This window comes from Iodobacter arcticus, assembly GCF_042664895.1.
GTDB classification, from domain to species: Bacteria; Pseudomonadota; Gammaproteobacteria; order Burkholderiales; family Chitinibacteraceae; genus Iodobacter; species Iodobacter arcticus.
The window spans coordinates 65,561-85,294 of the sequence record NZ_JBHTBQ010000044.1 but is presented as its reverse complement, the minus strand read 5'-3'; the positions used below and the strand labels follow the sequence as shown (position 1 = coordinate 85,294).

Genomic DNA, 19,734 nt, shown 5'->3' with positions numbered 1-19,734 from the left:
GGCAAGACAATATCTGCCCTTATTAATCCACTTAAAAGGAGGCGCGCATGCACTTTACGCAAGGATTTGATCTTAACCTATTATTTAATTCCTTTATCAATCTGAGTACGGCCTTTATTCTTGGCTCAATTATTGGCTACGAGCGGCAATACCGGCAGCGCACGGCGGGTTTGCGTACCAATACACTGGTTTCACTGGCGGCGGCTGTGTTTGTGGGGCTTGCTTATCGCTTGAACGGCCCCGGTAGCGCGGCACATGTCGCGGCCTATGTGGTTTCTGGTGTCGGCTTTTTGGGGGCTGGCACGATTATGAAAGAAGGCCTGAATGTGCGTGGCCTTAACACGGCGGCCACCCTTTGGGGCTCTGCGGCGGTGGGGGCCTGCGCAGGCGCTGGCATGATTGTCGATGCACTGATGGCAGCAGTGTTTGTATTGGCGGCAAATACTTTATTGCGCCCTGTAGTTAACGCGATTAACCGCACGCCGATTAATGATCAGACGGGTGAAGTGAGTTATCAGATTTGTATGATTGTGGATGGTGGCAGGCAGAAGCACGCCTTAAGCGCTTTGGAATCTTTGCTGGAGCAAGCCCAATATCCACTAGGGGACTTGGATGTGGAGCCTTTTGGTGATGACGACGTGGAAATCACGGCCACCTTGCTATCGACTTCAGTGGATTCGGGCAAGCTGGATGCCTTGATCGCTCAAATGACGAAGCGCCCTTATGTAAAACAAGTTTTCTGGAACTTATCAGCGGCAGAATAAGCAAACCCGCAAGCAAAAACAAACCCCATCATATCGATAGGGTTTGTTTTTATCAGAAGCTTACTTCGCTTCAATAACTTCTTCACGCAAATGGCTTTCTACATAGTTGCGACCGTAGTAGCTGTCTAGCAAGAGCTGTCTTAGCTCTGAAATCAATGGGTAGCGCGGGTTGGCACCGGTACATTGATCGTCAAACGCTTCTTCAGCCAGTTGATCTACTTTAGAAAGGAACAGCGCTTCAGGCACGCCCGCTTCTTTGATCGAGACAGGGATTTGAATCGTTGTTTTCAGCTCTTCAATCCAAGCGATTAGGTTCACCACTTTTTGCTCGTCGTTCTTGCCGCCAAGGCCTAAATGTTCAGCAATATCAGCATAACGGCAACGCGCTTGTGGACGATCGTATTGGCTGAATGCGGTTTGCTTGGTTGGAATGTCTGCTGAGTTAAAACGAATCACATTAGAAATCAGCAGGGCGTTAGCCAAGCCGTGCGCAAGATGGAACTCGGCACCCAGCTTGTGCGCCATGGAGTGACAAACCCCTAGGAATGCATTCGCAAACGCAATACCGGCGATGGTTGATGCGTTGTGCACCAATTCACGTGCTTTAGGATCTTTCGCGCCATTGAGGTAAGACGAAGGCAAGTTTTCTTTAAGCAATTTCAGTGCTTGCAAGGCTTGCGGGTCAGAATACTCATTCGCCAGCACCGATACATAGGCTTCTAAAGCGTGCGTTACCGCATCAATCCCACCGAATGCAGTCAGGCTTTTTGGCATATTCATCACTAAATCGGCATCAATAATCGCCATATTTGGTGTGAGTTCATAATCGGCAATTGGGTATTTCATACCGGTTTTTTCGTCAGTCACTACCGCAAATGGGGTCACTTCTGAACCTGTACCCGATGTGGTTGGAATCGCAACCAATTCAGCTTTAATACCCATCTTAGGGAACTTGTAAATACGCTTAGTAATATCCATAAAGCGCAATGCAAGGTCTTCAAAGTGGACTTCTGGGTGCTCGTACATTACCCACATAATCTTAGCGGCATCCATCGGTGAGCCACCACCCAGTGCAATAATCACGTCAGGCTTGAACATGTTTAAAGAATGTACGCCCTTACGAACGACTTCTAGCGTTGGATCGGCTTCTACTTCGTGGAACACTTCGACTTCCATGCCCATTTGTTTCAGCACTTTGATGGTTTCATCGCAGTAGCCATTGGCAAATAGATAAGGGCCAGTCACGATGGTTGCGCGTTTCTTATTAGCAAGATCAGCCAAGGCAAATGGTAAGCAACCACGACGGAAATAGATATTCTTAGGGAGTTTGTGCCACAACATGTTTTCAGCCCGTTTAGCAACCGTTTTAGTGTTGATCAGGTGTTTTGGACCCACGTTTTCAGAAATCGAATTACCGCCCCATGAGCCGCAACCCAAGGTAAGCGATGGTGCCAACTTAAAGTTATACAGATCGCCAATCCCGCCTTGTGAGGCAGGGGAGTTGATCAAGATGCGCGCAGTTTTCATCTTGTCGCCAAAGTAGGCGATTTTTTCGTGCTGCTGATCTTGGTCGATATATAGCGCAGAGGTGTGACCAATCCCGCCGAGTGCAACCAAGGCTTCTGCTTTAGTTACCGCGTCGTAAAAGTCTTTCGCGCGATACATGGCCAATGTTGGCGAGAGTTTTTCGTGAGCAAAAGCTTCTTCTTCACCAGTAGATGACACTTCGGCAATCAGAATCTTTGTGTAACTAGGCACTTTAATGCCGGCCATCTCAGCAATCTTCACAGCCGCTTGGCCAACGACGCCCGCATTTAAATTACCGTCAATCAAGATCACCTTACGTACGGCTTCGGCTTCTTTTTTGCTTAAGATATGGGCGCCGCTTTGGGCGAAACGGGCTTTCATAGATTCATAAATACTGTCAACTACGATGACAGACTGCTCTGAAGCGCAAACCACACCGTTATCAAATGTTTTTGACATCAAAATAGAGGCAACAGCGCGTTTAACATCGGCAGTTTCATCCACCACAACTGGCGTATTACCTGCACCCACACCAATTGCAGGCTTGCCTGAAGAGTAGGCAGCACGCACCATGCCCGGACCACCAGTGGCCAAAATCAAATTAATGTCTTTGTGCTTCATGAGCTGATTAGAAAGCTCAACGGTTGGCTGATCAATCCAGCCAATAATATCGCGTGGCGCACCAGCGGCAACGGCAGCATCAAGCACAATACGTGCGGCTTCACAGGTGGATTTTTTAGCGCGGGGATGCGGGCTAAATACAATACCGTTACGTGTTTTAAGCGAAATCAGTGCTTTAAAAATAGCGGTAGAAGTGGGGTTGGTCGTTGGCACAATCCCACAGATAATCCCGATTGGCTCTGCAATCGTGATAATGCCGTAGGCGTCATCCTGAGTAAGGATGCCGCAGGTTTTTTCATCTTTGTACGCGTTATAAATATATTCAGAAGCAAAGTGATTTTTGATCACTTTATCTTCAAGCACGCCCATGCCTGTTTCAGCAACCGCCAGCTTAGCCAGCGGCAAACGCGCATCCGCGGCAGCCAGTGCCGCAGCGCGGAAAATTTTGTCTACTTGTTCTTGTGTATACGTTGCAAAAAGCAGCTGTGCTTTTTTAACCCGCGCCATCAGCGCATCGAGTTCTTGAATGTTAGAAACAGTCATTTTTAATCTCCAGAGAAGCTTTATAAACGGCTTTAAAATCACAACTTAATAGGGCTCGTAAACCTTGTTACTGATTCACGCTGTAAAGCGAACATCTACAGAATATACGCAGCAGCCCAAGGGCCATTGATTAATATCAAATTGCGTTTGATTGATTTATATTACTTCGCATAATGTATATTATGTAAAGCTAAGAAGCAGAAAGCGACGCAAAAAGATGCATGCCGTTCGTGTGCATAATATTACTCACTGTCTTCGCATAAAGTTGTTCTCTCCCTTCTGTAATGAGTTTTTCACCTTTATGCCATTTCAGTCTCAACTTCTGCGACTCTTCGTGCCAACTCAGATCAAAGTCTATAACTCGCTCGCCAAGCAATTTGGAACAGCGCATCTTGGTTTCGACCAAGCTGCGCCAATGGTAGCCACTTCATTTTTTTCACAGCGCTCGCCCCATGTATTTCGTAACACGTAACGTTCCACGGCTGCCCGTTTTCCTCGTCGAAATGATCGCCGCTGCTTTGCGCTGCGTAATCGCCGTGTAGTATTCCATTTGGCGTTTTGTATTTATTCGGCTCGGGTTTGCTTAAGACACAACATGGCTGTAAATTTTTCAACGTCCGAGAGTCAAACAACCTGGGCAGGTGGCAGTGATTTCTATCTCCTTCTCCATTAAGCGAAAGCCAGAAGCAGCCAAAGCATCTATCAAGCTGTGATTCATCGACTCATTATCATACTCGGTGACATTTTGGCAGCACGGACAGATCAATAAGAAGCTGGGTGTATCTGCGTGGTGACAGAGGTGTTTGCAAGCCACAAAGGTATTAAGCTTACTAATCTTATGTGCAAAGCCATGCTCCAGCAAAAAATCCAATGCGCGATATGCAGTCGGAGGCGTTGCGGATGACTTTTGTAGTTTGATTTTATCCAGCAATTCGTATGCTTTTAACCCATTAGGCGCAGTTAGAAGCAGCGAGAACGCCAATTTTCTGATTGGGGTAAGCTGAATTGATTTTTGCTTACATATCGATTCAACTTCAGTGAGTGCCGACTGTACATCGTGATCTGACATCATTAAGTGGTGTACCAGAAAAAATATTAGACGATTTTAGTAGCTAGACCGCAATAGAGCAATGTTATAACATTGCATTTGCCGACTAAAATTGGGAATAAATTGTGATAAGCACGGAAAAAGAAGCCGACCGACGTACTCCTGTCTCAGTGCTCACCGGATTTCTAGGTGCGGGAAAGACAACGCTTCTTAATCAACTACTGAAAGAACCTTACTTTAACGACACTGCGGTGATTATTAATGAACTAGGCTCGATTGGCGTCGATCATCATTTAGTCGATGTGATTGATGAGCATACAGTGTTGTTATCGGCCGGTTGTATCTGCTGTTCGGTGCAAGGTGAACTGGTTGATACGCTAAAAAACCTGTTTATGCGTGCCATCAACAAAGAAATAAAACCGTTCAAACGAGTCATCATCGAAACCACTGGACTTGCTGAGCCCTCCCCTGTCTTGTACTCATTGAGAAATGACGGTTTTCTGGAAGAACGATATCGTTTCGATGGCACACTCACCGTCGTCGATGCACAGCTTGATTTAGATGCCATCTCACAAAGACCCGAAGCCGCTCAGCAAATTGCACTCGCGGATGTAATCGTGCTCAGCAAAACCGATTTAGTCAGCGAAGTGCAGCAAGCACAGATCGCAAAACAATTAGTGCGCATGAATGCTTCTGCGATTCAGATGCGCAGCCACGATATTGCCGGTATTGCACGACTAATCGGGCAACTCAATCCGGCACAGGGCGGCAATCCCGCGCAAAAAACAATGAAATGGCTAACCGGGCAAGCAAAACCAGTAAATCCCACAACTGGGCGCAGCCTACTGAAACCATCCCACCGCTCGCTGAGTGAGCAACATCCTGGTATTTCGACGTTTGTTATTGAATTTGATGAGCCCCTCTCCCCGATACGCTTCTTTACCTGCATTGAAGCAATACAAATCTACTATGGAAAACAAGTTTTACGCTTCAAAGGTTTAGTGCAATTTGAAGGCAAGCAAAATCTACAAATTATTCAGGGGGTACATGGCCAACTTTATCCCGTAGGCACGCTTGAGCGGCAAATAGATAGCGATATATATTCATGTTTAGTATTTATTGTGGATCAAGTAGATCACCAAGATATCGAAGAAGATATTCGGAATATTTTATTTAATCAGGCAATACGCTCGGCATGAACTTCTTATTCAAGGGCGTCATTCTAAAAATTTTAAGGCTATATCAAATTGCGATTAGCCCATTGCTAGGGCCGAATTGCCGATTTCACCCAAGTTGCTCTAGTTATAGCATCGAGGCTATTCAACGGTTTGGTGTTTTTACAGGCAGCTATCTAAGCATTCGCCGTTTATTACGCTGCCACCCGATGAATCCGGGTGGATTTGATCCTGTTCCTACTGAATTTATATTCATAAAGAAGCCCAATGCTCAGAAGAAATCCAAGTGGCGATCGACCCGTCATTGCCGAATCTGCCTATATCGACCATACCGCAATTATTTGTGGAAAGGTGATCATTCACGACCATGTCTTTGTAGGCCCATACGCGGTAATTCGTGCGGATGAGGTCGATGAATTAGGCCAAATGGAGCCGATTACTATTGGAGCCAATTCGAACATTCAAGATGGCGTCGTTATCCATTCTAAATCTGGCGCGGCGGTCACGATTGGGGAACAGACATCAATTGCGCATCGGGCCATTATTCATGGCCCATGCAAGGTAGGGAATCGCGTATTTATTGGATTTAATAGTGTGTTATTTAATTGCAGCGTTGGCGATGGTTGCGTGGTGCGGCATAACGCAGTGGTTGATGGCTGCGATCTACCGGCACATTTTCATGTCACATCAAGCCAACGGCTCGGCCCCAAAACAGATTTAAGCACCCTACCTAAAGTTTCCATTTCCGCCGCTGAATTTTCGGAAGACGTGGCACGCACCAATATTGATCTGGTGAAGGGCTACAAAGCATTACAAAATGAATTTTAGGAGCAAGAGATACAATGAAGTCAATTCTAATCCGCAATGCGCGAGTGGTGAATGAAGGGCTAGAGTTTGATGCGGACATTCGTATTTTAAATGGCCGTATTCAACAAATTTCCAGCTCTCTACAAGGCCGCCACGCCGACATCAACTTAGATGCCAATGGTCACTTTGTTTTGCCAGGTATGATTGATGACCAAGTGCATTTCCGTGACCCAGGCTCTCCAAATAAAGCCAGCATAGCGACAGAATCACGTGCAGCAGTAGCCGGCGGCATTACCAGCTTTATGGATATGCCTAATACAAACCCACCGACGCTGACTCTGGCGGCGCTCGCGGATAAAAAGTCGCGAGCCGCGATCTGTTCGATCGCTAACTACGGCTTTCATTTTGGCGTTAGTAATGAAAACCTCGGCACAGTAGCGCAACTTGACCCTCGCGAAGTATCTGGGGTTAAAGTATTCATGGGTGCTTCAACCGGCAATATGCTAGTTGATGATCCAGTGATTCTTGAAAATTTATTTGCCAATTGCCCGACGATTTTGCTAACGCATTGCGAATACACACCGCGCATTCGCGAGCGAGAAATCGCTTGGTCCGCACAATTTGGTGATGAAATTCCAGCTGATCAGCACCCGCTAATTCGCGACGAAGAGGCCTGCTATCAGTCTTCCAGTCTAGCGGTCTCATTGGCCAAACGCTTTGGCACTCAGCTGCATGTGCTGCACATTAGCACGGCGCGCGAACTGGCCTTATTTGAAAGCGGACCGATGCGCGACAAATCGATTACGGCGGAAGTCTGCGCGCATCACTTGCTATTTGATGATCGCGACTATGCCACGCTAGGTCATTTGATCAAATGCAATCCTGCTATCAAAACGCAAGCGGATAAAGAGGCGCTACAGCGCGCATTATTAAGCAACGCGCTCGACATTATCGGCACCGATCATGCGCCGCATACGTGGGAAGAAAAACAACAGCACTACATGAAGGCTCCTTCGGGCTTGCCGCTGGTGCAGCACGCGCTACCAAGCTTGCTTGAATTAGTGAGTGCTGGCGTTTTACCACTAACTACTTTAGTCGAGAAAACCAGTCATGCCGTCGCAGATCGTTTCGCTATTGAGCAGCGCGGTTATTTGCGTGAAGGCTATTGGGCCGACCTCACCATAGTCAAACGTCACGCTACACCGCAAGCCGTTGCCAAAGATCCTATCCTTGCGCACTGCGGCTGGACACCATTTCAACAGCATGCTTTTCATCACACGATAGAGACAACCGTCGTGTCGGGGCAACTTGCGTGGCACCAAGGTGAAATCATTCAGCACTGCCAAGGCCTGCCCCTGCGATTTAATCGCTAAGCAGATTATTTACTTCTTTTTTTGCAGTGAGTGTTTCGAAAATCATGCCACACATTACCTTGCCCGATGGACGTCAGCGCAGTTATGACAAGCCCGTATCGGTAAATCAGATTGCACACGATATCAGCCCCAACCTAGCTAAAGTCGCACTTGCGGCGCTGGTGAATGAAGCCCTAGTCGATACTCAATCCCTCGTCGAAGTCGATGCAACAGTAAAAATCATCACCAATCGAGATGCAGAAGGATTAACAATCTTGCGCCACTCCTGCGCACATCTATTGGCGATGGCCGTCAAATCATTATATCCATCGGCACAAGCCACTATTGGTCCAGTGATTGAAGATGGTTTTTATTATGATTTTGCATTTGAGCGCAGCTTTACGCCAGATGATCTTATCCAAATCGAACAACGCATGTACGAATTGGCCAAAGCCAATTTAGCTGTAACGCGCCGCACACTCAATCACGAAGCTGCCATTAAATTTTTTGAATCGATAGGCGAAACTTACAAGGCCGAATTAATTCACAGCATCCCTACTGACGAAACCCTCACACTTTACAAACAGGGGGATTTCGAAGATCTATGTCGCGGGCCGCATGTACCCAATATGGGCATAATTCAAAGTTTTAAATTAATGCGGGTCGCCGGGGCATATTGGCGAGGCGATGCTAAAAATGCAATGTTACAGCGTATCTATGGCACCTGTTGGCCTGACCAAAAAACCCTAAAAAGCCACTTACACCATTTAGAAGAAGTAGCTAAACGCGATCATCGCAAGCTGGGTGTGCAACTCGATCTATTCCATTTTGATGAATGTGCACCAGGTGCAGTATTTTGGCATCCAAAAGGATGGACGCTATTTCAGCAACTGATTGGCTTTATGCGGGAGCAGCAAGATGAGGCGGGTTATGTCGAGGTAAATACACCGGATGTGATGGATCGTAGCTTGTGGGAGCGCTCAGGGCACTGGATGAATTACCGTGATCATATGTTTACGATTACCACAGAAGACGAACGTATTTTTGCGCTCAAGCCGATGAACTGCCCCGGCGCGTTGGCTTTGTATGCGCACGGTTTGCGCAGTTATCGTGAACTGCCCTTGCGCATGGCCGAGTTTGGTAAAGTGCATCGCTACGAACCGTCAGGCGCTTTACATGGCTTAATGCGTGTTCGGCACTTTACTCAAGACGATGCGCATATTTTTTGCACCAACCAGCAGATGCAAGACGAGTGCAGCAAAACGATCAGCTTGATTTTTAATATTTATCGTCAATTTGGGTTTGAAAATATCATTGTCAAACTATCGACTCGCCCAGAAAATCGCATCGGCAGTGACGAAAACTGGGACTTATTGGAGGATGCGCTGCATGGTGCTCTGGCAAGCCTAGGGATTGGCTATCAAATCAACTCGGGCGAAGGTGCATTTTATGGGCCCAAGCTTGAATTTGTCCTTTGTGACGCAATTGGTCGCCATTGGCAATGCGGCACACTGCAGGTTGATTTAAATTTACCCGAGCGCTTTGACATCAGCTTTATTAATGAACACAACGAGCGGGAGCGCCCAGTGATGTTGCATCGGGCTTTGTTTGGCTCACTTGAACGCTTTATTGGCATTCTAATTGAGCACTACAGCGGCATTCTGCCACTTTGGCTGGCACCGATTCAACTCGCAATAATGAGCATCAGCGAGGCTCAATCTGAGTATGCAAAGACCGTTTGCCAGCAAATGAAACGCGCTGGTTTCAGGGTGCAACTAGATGTTCGAAATGAAAAAATCGGCTTTAAAATTCGTGAGCATACGCTACAAAAGATCCCATATCTGATTGTGGTTGGCGATAGAGAACAGGCCGAATCTTTACTCACAATTCGTAGTCAGTCAGGCGAAAATTTGGGAACATTTACGCAGCCAGAAGCGATTGAGTTACTGCGTGCCAATTGTAATCCCCTCACCCCAGACCTTGAGGCATCCCTACGATAAACATTTGGTTAAATTTAAAGCAAGCCAAGCTAAGCTGGGCGAGAGCCTGCCATTGCACGACGTTATCAATCCAACAGTTTGGAATCAAGACGGCTTAATTGCAGCAATCGCACAGCAACACGGCACGGGTGAGGTACTGTGCCTCATCCCTGTTGAGCTAAGGCAAATTTATCCAGCCATGATAGCCAACATATAGGCCCACCAGCAGAATTAGCCCACCAGAAAAATACGGTGCTTTACGCGCAAACTCACCAAAACCGCTCCAGCGTTTTGAAACATGTTTCACGCTTAAGGCCGCTACTACACCAGAGAGCACTAGGGTTAAGGCAAGGCCAATACTAAAGCCCAAAACCAGCGTCGCCCCAAGTGCGATTTTTTTGATTTGCAGGCAAAGCAGCAGCACAGTGATCGAGGCAGGGCAAGGGATTAAGCCCCCTGTTAGGCCAAACATGACGATTTGCCCGGTTGTTACTTCACGATTTGCAAAGCGGCGGCGAATATCGTTGGCGTGGGCTAACTCATGTGGGTCTTGATAGCCCGGAGCAGAAATATCCAGCTGCTCATCATCTGCAATTGCATGGTGATGATGCTCGGTAAACTCCACGTCGTAATTCAATTTTAAACCGGCTACTTACGGGGCATAAGTAGCCAGCATCTGCTGCGCCCTCCTCCCCAGGAAAAAACCATCTAGCTTACGCAGAGATTGTTCTCTAAAAACCTTTGCTGCAGGTCGATTATTTAACGGCTTGAATCTCTGTAACAAGCATCTTGCCATTTTCACTAATCGCTTTAAATTTTACTTTATCGCCCGCTTGCAAAGGCTCCAGCTGATCCAGGTTTTTAGCGGTAAAAACCATGGTCATGCCGGGCATGTCCAGATTTTTGAGCTCACCATGCTTTAAGGTGATCTTTCCGGAAGTCTTGTCGATTTTTTTAATTTCTCCATCACTAAGCTCATCGCTATTGGCAAAAGACACGTTTAAAGCAAAAGCCATGGCCAGTAAGGCGATTAATTGTGTGCTTTTCATGATCTGAACTCCGGTGTTAAGTGGAATATCGCTCGCCTTAAGCGCAATGAAGCGCTTCATTTAGCGGTAGCTTTTACAGTAATAACGCCCTTCATGCCTGCCTCGTAATGACCGGGACTTAAACAGGAAAAAGGAAAATTGCCCGCTTTGGTAAATTGCCAGAGCACTTCTCCGCTTTGGCCAGGAGCAAGGCTTTTCATATTCGGCTCATCGTGCTCCATTTCAGGAAATTTTTTCATTTGCTCTAAATGCGCTTTGATTTCTTTTTCGCTATTAAGAATAAATTCATGCCTTACTTTGCCAGAATTTTTGAGTGAGAACCGAATGGTTTCGCCCTGTTTTACTTCGAGTGAGGATGGGGTAAAGCGCATGGTGTCGGCCAAATCAACCTTAATAGTGCGGCTTACTTTGCTGGCGATACCAGGCTTGCCCAAGCTGTCTTCGTGCCCTCCTGCATGCTCGCCACTAGCAAAGGCCAAGGAAGAAAGAAACAAGGTCGTGATTGCAAGTAAAGGAATGGTTTTCATGGTGTCTCCAGGGCTACTTATCATTAATGGCCGGATTGGCCTTTCGGTTTGCGAACTTGTACTTCAACTGCAGTTTTCTGCTTGCGCGGCATGCTGGCGTTGCCCTCTGCTTTAAAACGTGCCGGTTCGGCAAGCGGGCCTTGGTATTCATAAGCCACTGTGCCTGCGGGATGTTTGTACCAGCCGGGACTCTTGTAATCGCCCACTTTTTGGTCGCGCCTTACTTTTAGCATGCTAAACATGCCGCCCATTTCGACCGAGCCAAAAGGTCCTTCGCCTGTCATCATGGGCACGGTGTTGTCGGGGATCGGCATTTCCATTTCGGTCATGTCCGCCATGCCGCGCTCGCCCATCACCATATAATCAGGGATCAGCTCGGTTATTTTTTTGGCGAGTCCACGATGCTCTACGCCAATCATGGTCGGCAAATCGTGGCCCATCGCGTTCATGGTGTGGTGGCTCTTATGGCAATGAAAGGCCCAGTCGCCTTCCTCGTCGGCTAAAAATTCAATCTGCCGCATTTGCCCTACCGCCACATCGGTGGTGACTTCTGGCCAGCGCGTGCTTTTAGGCGTGGGGCCGCCATCGGTGCCGGTCACCATAAACTCGTGCCCATGCAGATGGATGGGATGATTGGTCATGGTTAAGTTGCCAATGCGAATGCGCACCTTATCGTTCAAGCGCACATTTAGAGAATCAATACCGGGGAAAATGCGGCTATTCCAAGACCACAAATTAAAATCGGCCATGGTCATGATTTTGGGCGTGTAGCTGCCAGGATCGATATCGTAGGCATTAAGTAAAAAGACGAAATCCCGATCGACCTCAGCAATGAGGGGATGCTTGGTTTTAGGATGAGTAATCCAGAAGCCCATCATGCCCATCGCCATTTGCGTCATTTCATCAGCATGGGGGTGATACATAAATGTGCCGGGCCGCCTTGCTACAAACTCATACACAAAAGTTTTGCCAGGGCCAATCGCTTTTTGCGTGAGGCCCGAAACGCCATCCATGCCATTAGGCAAGCGTTGGCCATGCCAATGCACGCTGGTGTGCTCGGGGAGCTTATTGGTGACAAAAATACGCACCCGATCACCTTCGACCACCTCGATGGTTGGGCCGGGCGATTGGCCGTTATAGCCCCATAAATGCGCCTTAAAGCCAGGGGCCATTTCCCTGACGACGGGCTCTGCCACAAGGTGAAACTCTTTCACTCCCTGATTCATACGCCAAGGCAGGGTCCAGCCATTTAAGGTCACCACCGGGCTATAAGGGCGGCCGCTTTCTGGAACTAAGGGCTGCATGGTGTCGGGCAGCGCTTGGCTAACCGGCTCAGGCAAGGCCGCCATCACCACTTTGCTGACGCTGGCTGCAATTGCTGCACCAGCGATGCCAGCCGTTCTTAGAAAATCTCGTCTTGAATTCATGGGCGTGGCCTGCGTTGGGGCGAGTGGATTAATGATTGTTGGGGTGGGTGAAACCTAACCTTATTAACGCAGCAAGATGTTGTGCTGCTGCTCAATGGCAAGCGTTGAATCATCGTAGGGCGGGTGCAACCCGCCGTTTTTCGTGTTTCAGCAAAGCTCGGCGGGTTGCACCCGCCCTACGAAAAAAATTTCGCTTATAGGAATAAAGCGGGGTACAGAATCAATGCCCCACCTCCTTACTTCCCGCAGCTGCCGCTGCACCAATCACCATACTGCTGGGCTTTCCCATGAGTTCAGCCTGCAAGGCCGCATCGCTAAGCCAAAACTGTTGTTCTGCGGTGATGGCGGCAAGCACGCTGCTGATTTGCTCGCGGCTATCGGCGAGTAGCTCGAATACGCCAATCAGCATGCCGTTGTAGCGCAGCACGTTTTCTTCGCTAATGATTTTGCGCAGCGGCAGCACTTCATCACGGTAGTGGCGGCTCATATCGTAAGCGGTGCGATAGGCAGAATAGCTAGTGCGTAAGTTAGAACTTGCCGCGCGCACCGTGGCCTCTAAGCGATTGGCGGCGACCAAGGTTTGGGCATTCATGGCATCGCGCTGGCCACCGCCCCAGTCAAATAGCGGCAGGCGTAGGCTGATTTCATAGCCGTCTTTATTGTGCTTCTTGCCCTCATCAAAAATCGTGTCGTGCCTGAGACCTAATTCGATGTCGGTGAGGCTAGTGAGAATACTTAAACCTTGTGATTTGGCGGATGCATCAAAAGTCGCTTTTGCAAGCTTAATATCCAGCCGCTCGCTACTTGCTTGCTGGCTAATCTCGGCTGGGCTGCGTGGGTTTTTGGGTAGCGGTGGCAGTTGCTTAGGTAGCTGCAGCTGCTTGGCTTGGGCGTCCGTTAAGCCGAGGGCGCGGATAAGTTCCTCACGACTCGCAAGAGCCAGATGCTGGGCAGCAGCCCATTGTGTGGCCGATTCTGCATAGAAAACCTGCTGCTTTACCCTTGCTAAGCGGCTGTAATTGCCAACCGACTGTAATCGTTTTGCCAGCTCGGCACTGGCTTCGGCAGCATCAAACACCTGCTTGGCGTAAACCAAACTTTGCTGTGCTGCCACTGCATTCACCCATACCTGGCGCACTTGCGTGACGTGCTCAATGGCACTCAGGCTCAGTTGCAGCTGAGCCTGCCCCATACGGCGCTGCGCCATATCGTAGCGCTGAGGTAGCGTGAGCAAATCCAGCAAACCAAACGACAATAAGCGCCCTAGCTCCAGCTCATTACCAATGGTCATGCGCTCAAAAGTGAATAGCGGATTACTGATGCGCCCAGATTGCGCGGCCGTGGCCGCATCGGCCCAGTTTTGCGCCAGCATGGCTTGCACGCTGGGGCTATTGAGCAGCGCCAAATGAACGGCGCTATTTTGATCTAATGGTTTTTGCAGCAATTCAGCAGCCGTTTTATCCATCTCGGCGCGTTGCGTGGTAGTCGTGGCGAGGGCCAGCTTGCCTTTGGTAAAAGCCACCGCGCTCTGATTGCTTTGAGCGAGGGATTGATCAAAATTCACACTGGCGCAGCCCGATATGGCCAGCACGGCAAGGGCAAGTGAAGTGCTACGAAATGAGCGAGCGTTCATTTCGTAGCCTCAACGTTTACTACGGGTTGGGCTTGAGGTGGCATTTGTGCTTCTTTCGCATATACTCGCCAGCCCCCGATACGCGCCACAGTGTCATTGGCCTCCACCCAAGGTGTGAGCGTTTGTTCGCGATATGCTTGGTATTGAGTCAGCACCGAGTGATATTCCATACGAATAGGCCGAGGCAGATCTTTGGCTTCATCAGGCTGAGCGTAAGCGTTCGCTATGACTAAACTGACTAGAATAAGAATGGGGTAGCTGGGTTTCATTGCGTCTCTGCCGATATTGGGTCTGTATGCCAACTCAGCCCAAAGTATAGCCACCCTATGCTTATCCGCAGGATGACCCAAACATTACAAATTTGTCATTTTTGGTGGCGCTCTGATATAGAGGGATAGAATTTGGCTTTGTTAGCAGCCTTGAAACGGCCCTGCTGCAGCCGCAAGTCCGACCGGCGACTGACTTGCTTTATATTCACTCCCCCAAAGGCATGCCTGTCATCCCCGAATGTATTTGTCGGGGATCCAGTAAAAGCACTGGATTTCCGATAGAAACGTTCGGGAATGACGATCTGAGGGAGGAATTTCGAGATATATCGCCATATCTAAAGGAGAAACGCTTGCGTATCCTCATTATCGAAGACGAAAGCAAAACAGCGGCTTATTTAAAACAAGGCTTAAGCGAAAGCGGCTATGCCATTGATATCGCCAGTAATGGTATTGATGGCTTACATAAGGCGTTGGAAGAAGAGTTTGATTTGATCATTTTGGATGTGATGTTGCCGGTGCTCGATGGCTGGGGCGTGCTCGATGGTCTGCGGCGCAGCAAGCAAACGCCGGTGCTGATGCTCACTGCGCGTAGCCGGATTGATGATCGGGTGCGTGGGCTGGAATCCGGCGCGGATGATTATTTGCCTAAGCCTTTTGCCTTTCCTGAGCTACTGGCCCGTATTAAAGTGCTGCTGAAAAGAAATCATAAAGTCAGCCCCGCCGAGACTTTGCAGCTCGCGGGCCTAGAGCTAGACCCTGTTAAACATAAAGCCTACCGTCATCAACAACAGATCGACCTGACAGCCCGCGAGTTTGCTCTGCTGCATTTGTTGATGCGCCGCCATGGCGAAGTGCTGACGCGCACCTTAATTGCTGCCAATGTTTGGGATGTCAATTTTGATACTGACACCAATATTGTCGACGTAGCGATTCGCCGTTTAAGAGGCAAGGTGGACGATGGTTTTAGCCCAAAGCTGATTCATACCGTGCGTGGCGTGGGCTATGTTTTTGAAGTAAGGGATGAGGGATGAAAACACCGCAATCGCTTGCCTGGCGAGTGGGCGGCATGGTGGGCATGTTTTGCGCCATTTTGGTTTTATTGATTGCCATTGGCTCGGATCATTTATTGCAGGCAGCCTTGGATCAGCGGGCTAAAACCGAGCTCAATGGCAAGATGAAAGCCTTGCAAACGGTGCTTGATGCCAGTATAGCCGCCGATGAGGCAAAGCTGTCCGCGCAATTGGTGGGTCATCCTTATTTGCACTGGGCCTTGCTGGCCGAGCGCTCAGTCTTAAAAAGCTCGGATGAATTTGCTTTGCAGCAGGCTTTAAATATAAGCAAGCCGACGCAAGCAGGCGTATTTACACAAAAGGACAAGGAAGGGCGGCCCATTTTGCTGGGGGTATTGCCTCATGCTGGGCAATGGTTGGTGGTTTTTTTGGAAAGAGAGAATGATCAAAAACTACTCCGGCTGTTTCGCCAATCACAGGCTTTAGCCCTGCCCTTTGCCGTGTTATTTATTGCCTTCGGCTCATGGTTGGTGGCAAGGCGGGCCTTGCAGCCCTTGCAAAGCTTTAATACTTTAGTGAGTAGTGTCACCGCTGCGTCATTGCATGCAAGATTAAGTATGGATTCGGTGCCAAGCGAATTACAAGAGCTGGCAATTAGCTTTAATAGCATGTTGCAGCGCCTAGAAAACAGCGTGGAACGCCTCTCGCAATTTTCTGCTGATCTGGCGCATGAAATGCGCACGCCGCTGAGCAATGTCTTGGGCGATATTCAGGTCAATCTAAGTAAAACCCGCGAGGTGGCAGATTATCAACGCGTCTTGGCCTCGGCCGAAGAAGAGCTGCTGCGGCTTAATCGGCTGATTAATGATCTCTTGTTTTTGGCGAATGCCGAGCAAGCCGAGCAGGCTTTAAATCTGGAAGAAATTGAGCTGAAGCCGCTGATTGAAATGTTGTTTGATTTCTTTGATGCACTGGCAGAAAGCAAAAATATCCAGCTTATCCTTAGCGGTAGCGGTCAGCTTTTGGCCGATAAATCCATGCTGCAACGCGCTCTAAGCAACTTACTCTCGAATGCCATTCGGCACGCCGATCACGCTAGCAAGATTACGGTAGACATTAAGCAAGATACCCACGGCCTATCTATATCAGTAAGCAATCAAGGTGAGTCCATCGCAGCGGATCACTTAGCGCATCTATTTGAGCGTTTCTACCGCATCGACCCCGCCCGCAACCGCAACGACGGCGGCTCAGGCCTTGGCCTCGCTATTATTTCCTCGATTATGCAGCTGCATCATGGCGGGGTGACCGTAGATAGCCATGTTCACACCACTACGTTTTGTTTGAGGTTTGATGATGTGCGAGGTTGAAGTGCTTGAAAAGGCGGATTGCTTGGTTTAATCAGTGAGGTAGCCAAGCCATTGAGATGCTTGTTGCTATGGCTGTGGCCGAGTTAAACTGTCGTGAGTGTTACAATTGTTTGTAATGAATCCTTATTTAATGGTAAGCCGCGTGGCCCCATCGTGTGTCAAATGGATGTTAGGCCTGACAGCACAAGCTTTTGTATTTAGGGCCGTTATATGAACCGCATCCCTCATTAATTAGTTGTGCTCCGGCCTTGGCTTTTCAAATGAAAATAGAAAAATATTTAATCAAGGTCGATCCGGCATTACGAGGGGTGCTCGTTTTTGATGTGCTTATGACATTAGCCTTGATGATTGGCTATATCACGATTCCATGGTGGATTATTCAAAAAGGCAATGCGCAAGATTTAGCCATTTATGGGGTTATCACTGCCATTGCAACTTTTTTCTTATCGCCGCTTATGGCGCCATTGTGCGAGCGATATGCCAAGCGCAAGCAATTGCTACAAGGCACTGCCGCACTTGCATTCTCTGGTCTTTGTTTGATTGCGATAACTGGCCACTACAATCTTTGGCTTGTGACAAGCGCAGGGCTCCTTGCTGTTTTAGCGAATGCGTTTATCGACGGTGCATCGGTGACAATAACGCCCGAGCTAATCCCTGCCGCGCAGTTGCCTGATGCATTACAGCTGCGTAAAAGAGCCGCCTCACTTGGCCGTCTTTTAGGGCCAATTGTAGGTGGCGGATTGTTGGCGATGGCGGGAACAATCGCCACGCTTTGGGTCTATTTAGGCTTGGTGATCATTGCGCTATTTAGCGTTAGCCAAATCCCAGTCTCCATCAATACGATTGCACGGCCTCATGGGAAAAATGGCGTTGAATTGTGGTGGTTTGAATTTCGAGCAGGAATGAAAGCCAAGTGGACGGTGCCTTTGGAGCGTGGCTGGACCTTGGTCAATTTTCTAGTCTGGATATTTATTGGCCCTGCATTCGTTCTATTTATCCCCCTTAAAATACATTCGCTTGGCCTATCTGCGGCTTGGTTGGGCGCATGTGAGGCGAGTATTTCGATCGGTATGTTATTGGGTAGTTTTAATATTTCGACCTTCTTGGTCAATCGATTTGGCCGCTATCGAGTGCGGGTATGTGCCGCTGTTTCAGAAGGCCTTATCCTTGCTTGTGTTGGCCTAACACAAGAGCTTTGGGTGCTTATTGTAGCCTTTGCTTGTGCAGGATTTGCCAATACCTTGATGGTGCTGGTGGGCTCCACTCATCGTACTTTGGCTATTCCCAAGGAATTTAGGTTGCGGATTGGTTCGGTGAATAAGATGAGCACACAGATGGCCAGCACCATTGGCCCCGCTCTGGCTGGAATTGCTTTATTACACTGGCAATTACCGACTGTTTACACTGTATTTAGCCTTATGGCTGCCGCTATGGCCTGCTGCTTTGTATTGATACCGCGTTCAAAAGAGTTTTTTGAGCTTGATCATGCGCAAGTTAATGACTGGTATCGGAAGGAATATCCATCAGGATTTGAAACGCCTCTGATTAAAGGGGCTTAGCCTCTGAAACAGAGAGCCTCATGTTTCTATCTGGGCCATTTCAGGCGACCTACCCAATGATTATGTTTCAGCCTATAAAGCTAAAAATCCAAAAGAAGCAATACATGCTATTGCGTCTTTATGGCAAGAGGCCGCTCAATACATGGCACGTGGGCTGGCGCATCCAAGCTTTATGATTGGGACGGGTGAGCATGCTGAAGAGTTAGCGCCTATGCTCGCATCAAGAGCTAAAATGCTGCTCGACTGGTCTAGTGATCCAGAAATGTGGGAAGAAAATGAGGGCTAAATTATCTATCAAGAATACGAGTAAGCCGACTATCTTGAATCAAAATGGCAAGTGGTAGACCTAGGCCTTGGTGTAGTTTACGAATCATGGCTAAGGAAAGACGACGGCTGCGGTTTAATACTTCGCTGGCTTTCGATGCGCTGCCAAAATAAGCGGTCATATCGACAGGGCGTAAGCCTTGCGCTTCCATGATGCTTTGGATGGCTTCAACAGGATCGGGCAAGCTTGCTGGGTATTGCTCTGCTTCATAAGCCTCAAGCAATGTGGCTAATATTTCTAGCTTGTCGCCATCAGGCGAGCCAAGCGGTGGATCAAGATCAACTAATCGTGATACTTCGGTGAGGGTGGTTCGGTAATCCGCATCGCTATGAATTGGGCGAATATTCATGATTTACTCCATTTCTACAGTGGCCGCATCGACCGCGTTGTATTCAGCATGCGTGCCAATAAACTTGATATACACCACGCCGACTCGATAGGCGATGGCGACGATCAGCCGGTATTTATTGCCACCAATATTAAACACCACTCGGTTGTGCGCTACAAAGCTGGCGCTCGAAAACTCAGCTTTGATTTCCCCAGGGCTTTGCCATTTAGCCGCCTTAACCTTGTCTTCCCAGAGCGTAATCGCACTATGTCCATCAGGATGTTTCGTACTGAATCGGCGCAGTGGTGGCGAGGCGATGATCTTCATGATACTAGTTTAGTTCCCAAAACGGGAACTTGCAAGCTAGGGGCTTTCAAAACGAGGAGCAGACCGCAGTTAACTTTCCTTATCAACGAGATTCTGC

19 protein-coding genes and 1 pseudogene are annotated in these 19,734 nt (G+C 48.5%); 10 read left to right on the top strand and 10 right to left on the bottom strand.

Annotated features, from left to right (window positions below; translation table 11 throughout):
* Positions 1 to 47: 47 nt before the first annotated feature.
* Positions 48 to 764, top strand: coding sequence for an MgtC/SapB family protein (locus ACFQNF_RS17860; protein ID WP_380189267.1), 717 nt, complete (start codon positions 48 to 50; stop codon positions 762 to 764).
* 60 nt (positions 765 to 824) lie between these two features.
* On the opposite strand, the gene adhE is transcribed toward ACFQNF_RS17860, so the two are convergent.
* A complete protein-coding gene (gene adhE / locus ACFQNF_RS17855) occupies positions 825 to 3,455 on the bottom strand; it encodes a bifunctional acetaldehyde-CoA/alcohol dehydrogenase (protein ID WP_380189265.1) in 2,631 nt (876 codons plus the stop codon).
* 610 nt (positions 3,456 to 4,065) lie between these two features.
* Positions 4,066 to 4,527 (bottom strand): transcriptional repressor, encoded by a 462-nt coding sequence (locus ACFQNF_RS17850; RefSeq protein WP_380189263.1) that lies wholly within the window; start codon positions 4,525 to 4,527, stop codon positions 4,066 to 4,068.
* Between the two features lie 101 nt (positions 4,528 to 4,628).
* Here ACFQNF_RS17850 and ACFQNF_RS17845 point away from each other — a divergent pair, with 101 nt between their 5' ends.
* The 5 genes and pseudogenes from ACFQNF_RS17845 (at position 4,629) to thrS (ending at position 9,837) form a co-directional block, all read left to right on the top strand.
* A complete protein-coding gene (locus tag ACFQNF_RS17845; RefSeq protein WP_380189261.1) occupies positions 4,629 to 5,702 on the top strand; it encodes a CobW family GTP-binding protein in 1,074 nt (357 codons plus the stop codon).
* Positions 5,699 to 5,902, top strand: a pseudogene (yidD, locus tag ACFQNF_RS17840) (membrane protein insertion efficiency factor YidD); the annotation flags it as partial. The gene ACFQNF_RS17845 and the pseudogene yidD, both read left to right, overlap by 4 nt.
* Positions 5,903 to 5,945: 43 nt before the next feature.
* Entirely contained in the window at positions 5,946 to 6,506 is a 561-nt protein-coding gene (locus ACFQNF_RS17835) for a gamma carbonic anhydrase family protein (protein WP_380189259.1), read from the top strand.
* A 14-nt stretch (positions 6,507 to 6,520) separates the two neighbouring features.
* The gene (locus ACFQNF_RS17830; RefSeq protein WP_380189257.1) at positions 6,521 to 7,858 is read left to right on the top strand and encodes a dihydroorotase; all 1,338 of its coding nucleotides are present in this window, start codon (positions 6,521 to 6,523) and stop codon (positions 7,856 to 7,858) included.
* 44 nt (positions 7,859 to 7,902) lie between these two features.
* Entirely contained in the window at positions 7,903 to 9,837 is a 1,935-nt protein-coding gene (gene thrS, locus ACFQNF_RS17825; RefSeq protein ID WP_380189256.1) for a threonine--tRNA ligase, read from the top strand.
* A 157-nt stretch (positions 9,838 to 9,994) separates the two neighbouring features.
* Here thrS and ACFQNF_RS17820 read toward each other — a convergent pair whose 3' ends face one another.
* The 6 genes from ACFQNF_RS17820 to ACFQNF_RS17795 all read right to left on the bottom strand — a co-directional run bounded on the left by ACFQNF_RS17820 (position 9,995) and on the right by ACFQNF_RS17795 (position 14,721).
* The gene (locus tag ACFQNF_RS17820; RefSeq protein WP_380189255.1) at positions 9,995 to 10,453 is read right to left on the bottom strand and encodes a nickel/cobalt efflux transporter; all 459 of its coding nucleotides are present in this window, start codon (positions 10,451 to 10,453) and stop codon (positions 9,995 to 9,997) included.
* Between the two features lie 118 nt (positions 10,454 to 10,571).
* Complete coding sequence (locus tag ACFQNF_RS17815; protein ID WP_380189254.1) at positions 10,572 to 10,865, bottom strand: copper-binding protein; 294 nt, start codon at positions 10,863 to 10,865, stop codon at positions 10,572 to 10,574.
* Between the two features lie 56 nt (positions 10,866 to 10,921).
* Positions 10,922 to 11,392: a cupredoxin domain-containing protein gene (locus ACFQNF_RS17810; protein ID WP_380189253.1), complete on the bottom strand. Its 471-nt coding sequence runs from the start codon at positions 11,390 to 11,392 to the stop codon at positions 10,922 to 10,924.
* 23 nt (positions 11,393 to 11,415) lie between these two features.
* Complete coding sequence (locus ACFQNF_RS17805) at positions 11,416 to 12,819, bottom strand: multicopper oxidase family protein (protein ID WP_380189252.1); 1,404 nt, start codon at positions 12,817 to 12,819, stop codon at positions 11,416 to 11,418.
* Positions 12,820 to 13,039: 220 nt separating this feature from the next.
* Positions 13,040 to 14,452, bottom strand: coding sequence for a TolC family protein (locus tag ACFQNF_RS17800; RefSeq protein WP_380189251.1), 1,413 nt, complete (start codon positions 14,450 to 14,452; stop codon positions 13,040 to 13,042).
* A complete protein-coding gene (locus tag ACFQNF_RS17795) occupies positions 14,449 to 14,721 on the bottom strand; it encodes a hypothetical protein (RefSeq protein WP_380189250.1) in 273 nt (90 codons plus the stop codon). The genes ACFQNF_RS17800 and ACFQNF_RS17795 overlap by 4 nt, the downstream gene beginning before the upstream one ends.
* Before the next feature lie 350 nt (positions 14,722 to 15,071).
* Here ACFQNF_RS17795 and ACFQNF_RS17790 point away from each other — a divergent pair, with 350 nt between their 5' ends.
* The 4 genes from ACFQNF_RS17790 to ACFQNF_RS17775 all read left to right on the top strand — a co-directional run bounded on the left by ACFQNF_RS17790 (position 15,072) and on the right by ACFQNF_RS17775 (position 18,943).
* Entirely contained in the window at positions 15,072 to 15,752 is a 681-nt protein-coding gene (locus ACFQNF_RS17790; RefSeq protein ID WP_380189249.1) for a heavy metal response regulator transcription factor, read from the top strand.
* A complete protein-coding gene (locus ACFQNF_RS17785; RefSeq protein WP_380189248.1) occupies positions 15,749 to 17,098 on the top strand; it encodes a heavy metal sensor histidine kinase in 1,350 nt (449 codons plus the stop codon). The genes ACFQNF_RS17790 and ACFQNF_RS17785 overlap by 4 nt, the downstream gene beginning before the upstream one ends.
* 260 nt (positions 17,099 to 17,358) lie before the next feature.
* Entirely contained in the window at positions 17,359 to 18,657 is a 1,299-nt protein-coding gene (locus tag ACFQNF_RS17780) for an MFS transporter (protein WP_380189247.1), read from the top strand.
* 28 nt (positions 18,658 to 18,685) lie between these two features.
* Positions 18,686 to 18,943: a DUF4826 family protein gene (locus ACFQNF_RS17775; RefSeq protein WP_380189997.1), complete on the top strand. Its 258-nt coding sequence runs from the start codon at positions 18,686 to 18,688 to the stop codon at positions 18,941 to 18,943.
* A gap of 1 nt (position 18,944) precedes the next feature.
* Here ACFQNF_RS17775 and ACFQNF_RS17770 read toward each other — a convergent pair whose 3' ends face one another.
* Entirely contained in the window at positions 18,945 to 19,331 is a 387-nt protein-coding gene (locus ACFQNF_RS17770; protein ID WP_380189246.1) for a helix-turn-helix domain-containing protein, read from the bottom strand.
* Between the two features lie 3 nt (positions 19,332 to 19,334).
* Positions 19,335 to 19,637 (bottom strand): type II toxin-antitoxin system HigB family toxin, encoded by a 303-nt coding sequence (locus tag ACFQNF_RS17765; protein ID WP_380189245.1) that lies wholly within the window; start codon positions 19,635 to 19,637, stop codon positions 19,335 to 19,337.
* Positions 19,638 to 19,734: the final 97 nt, after the last annotated feature.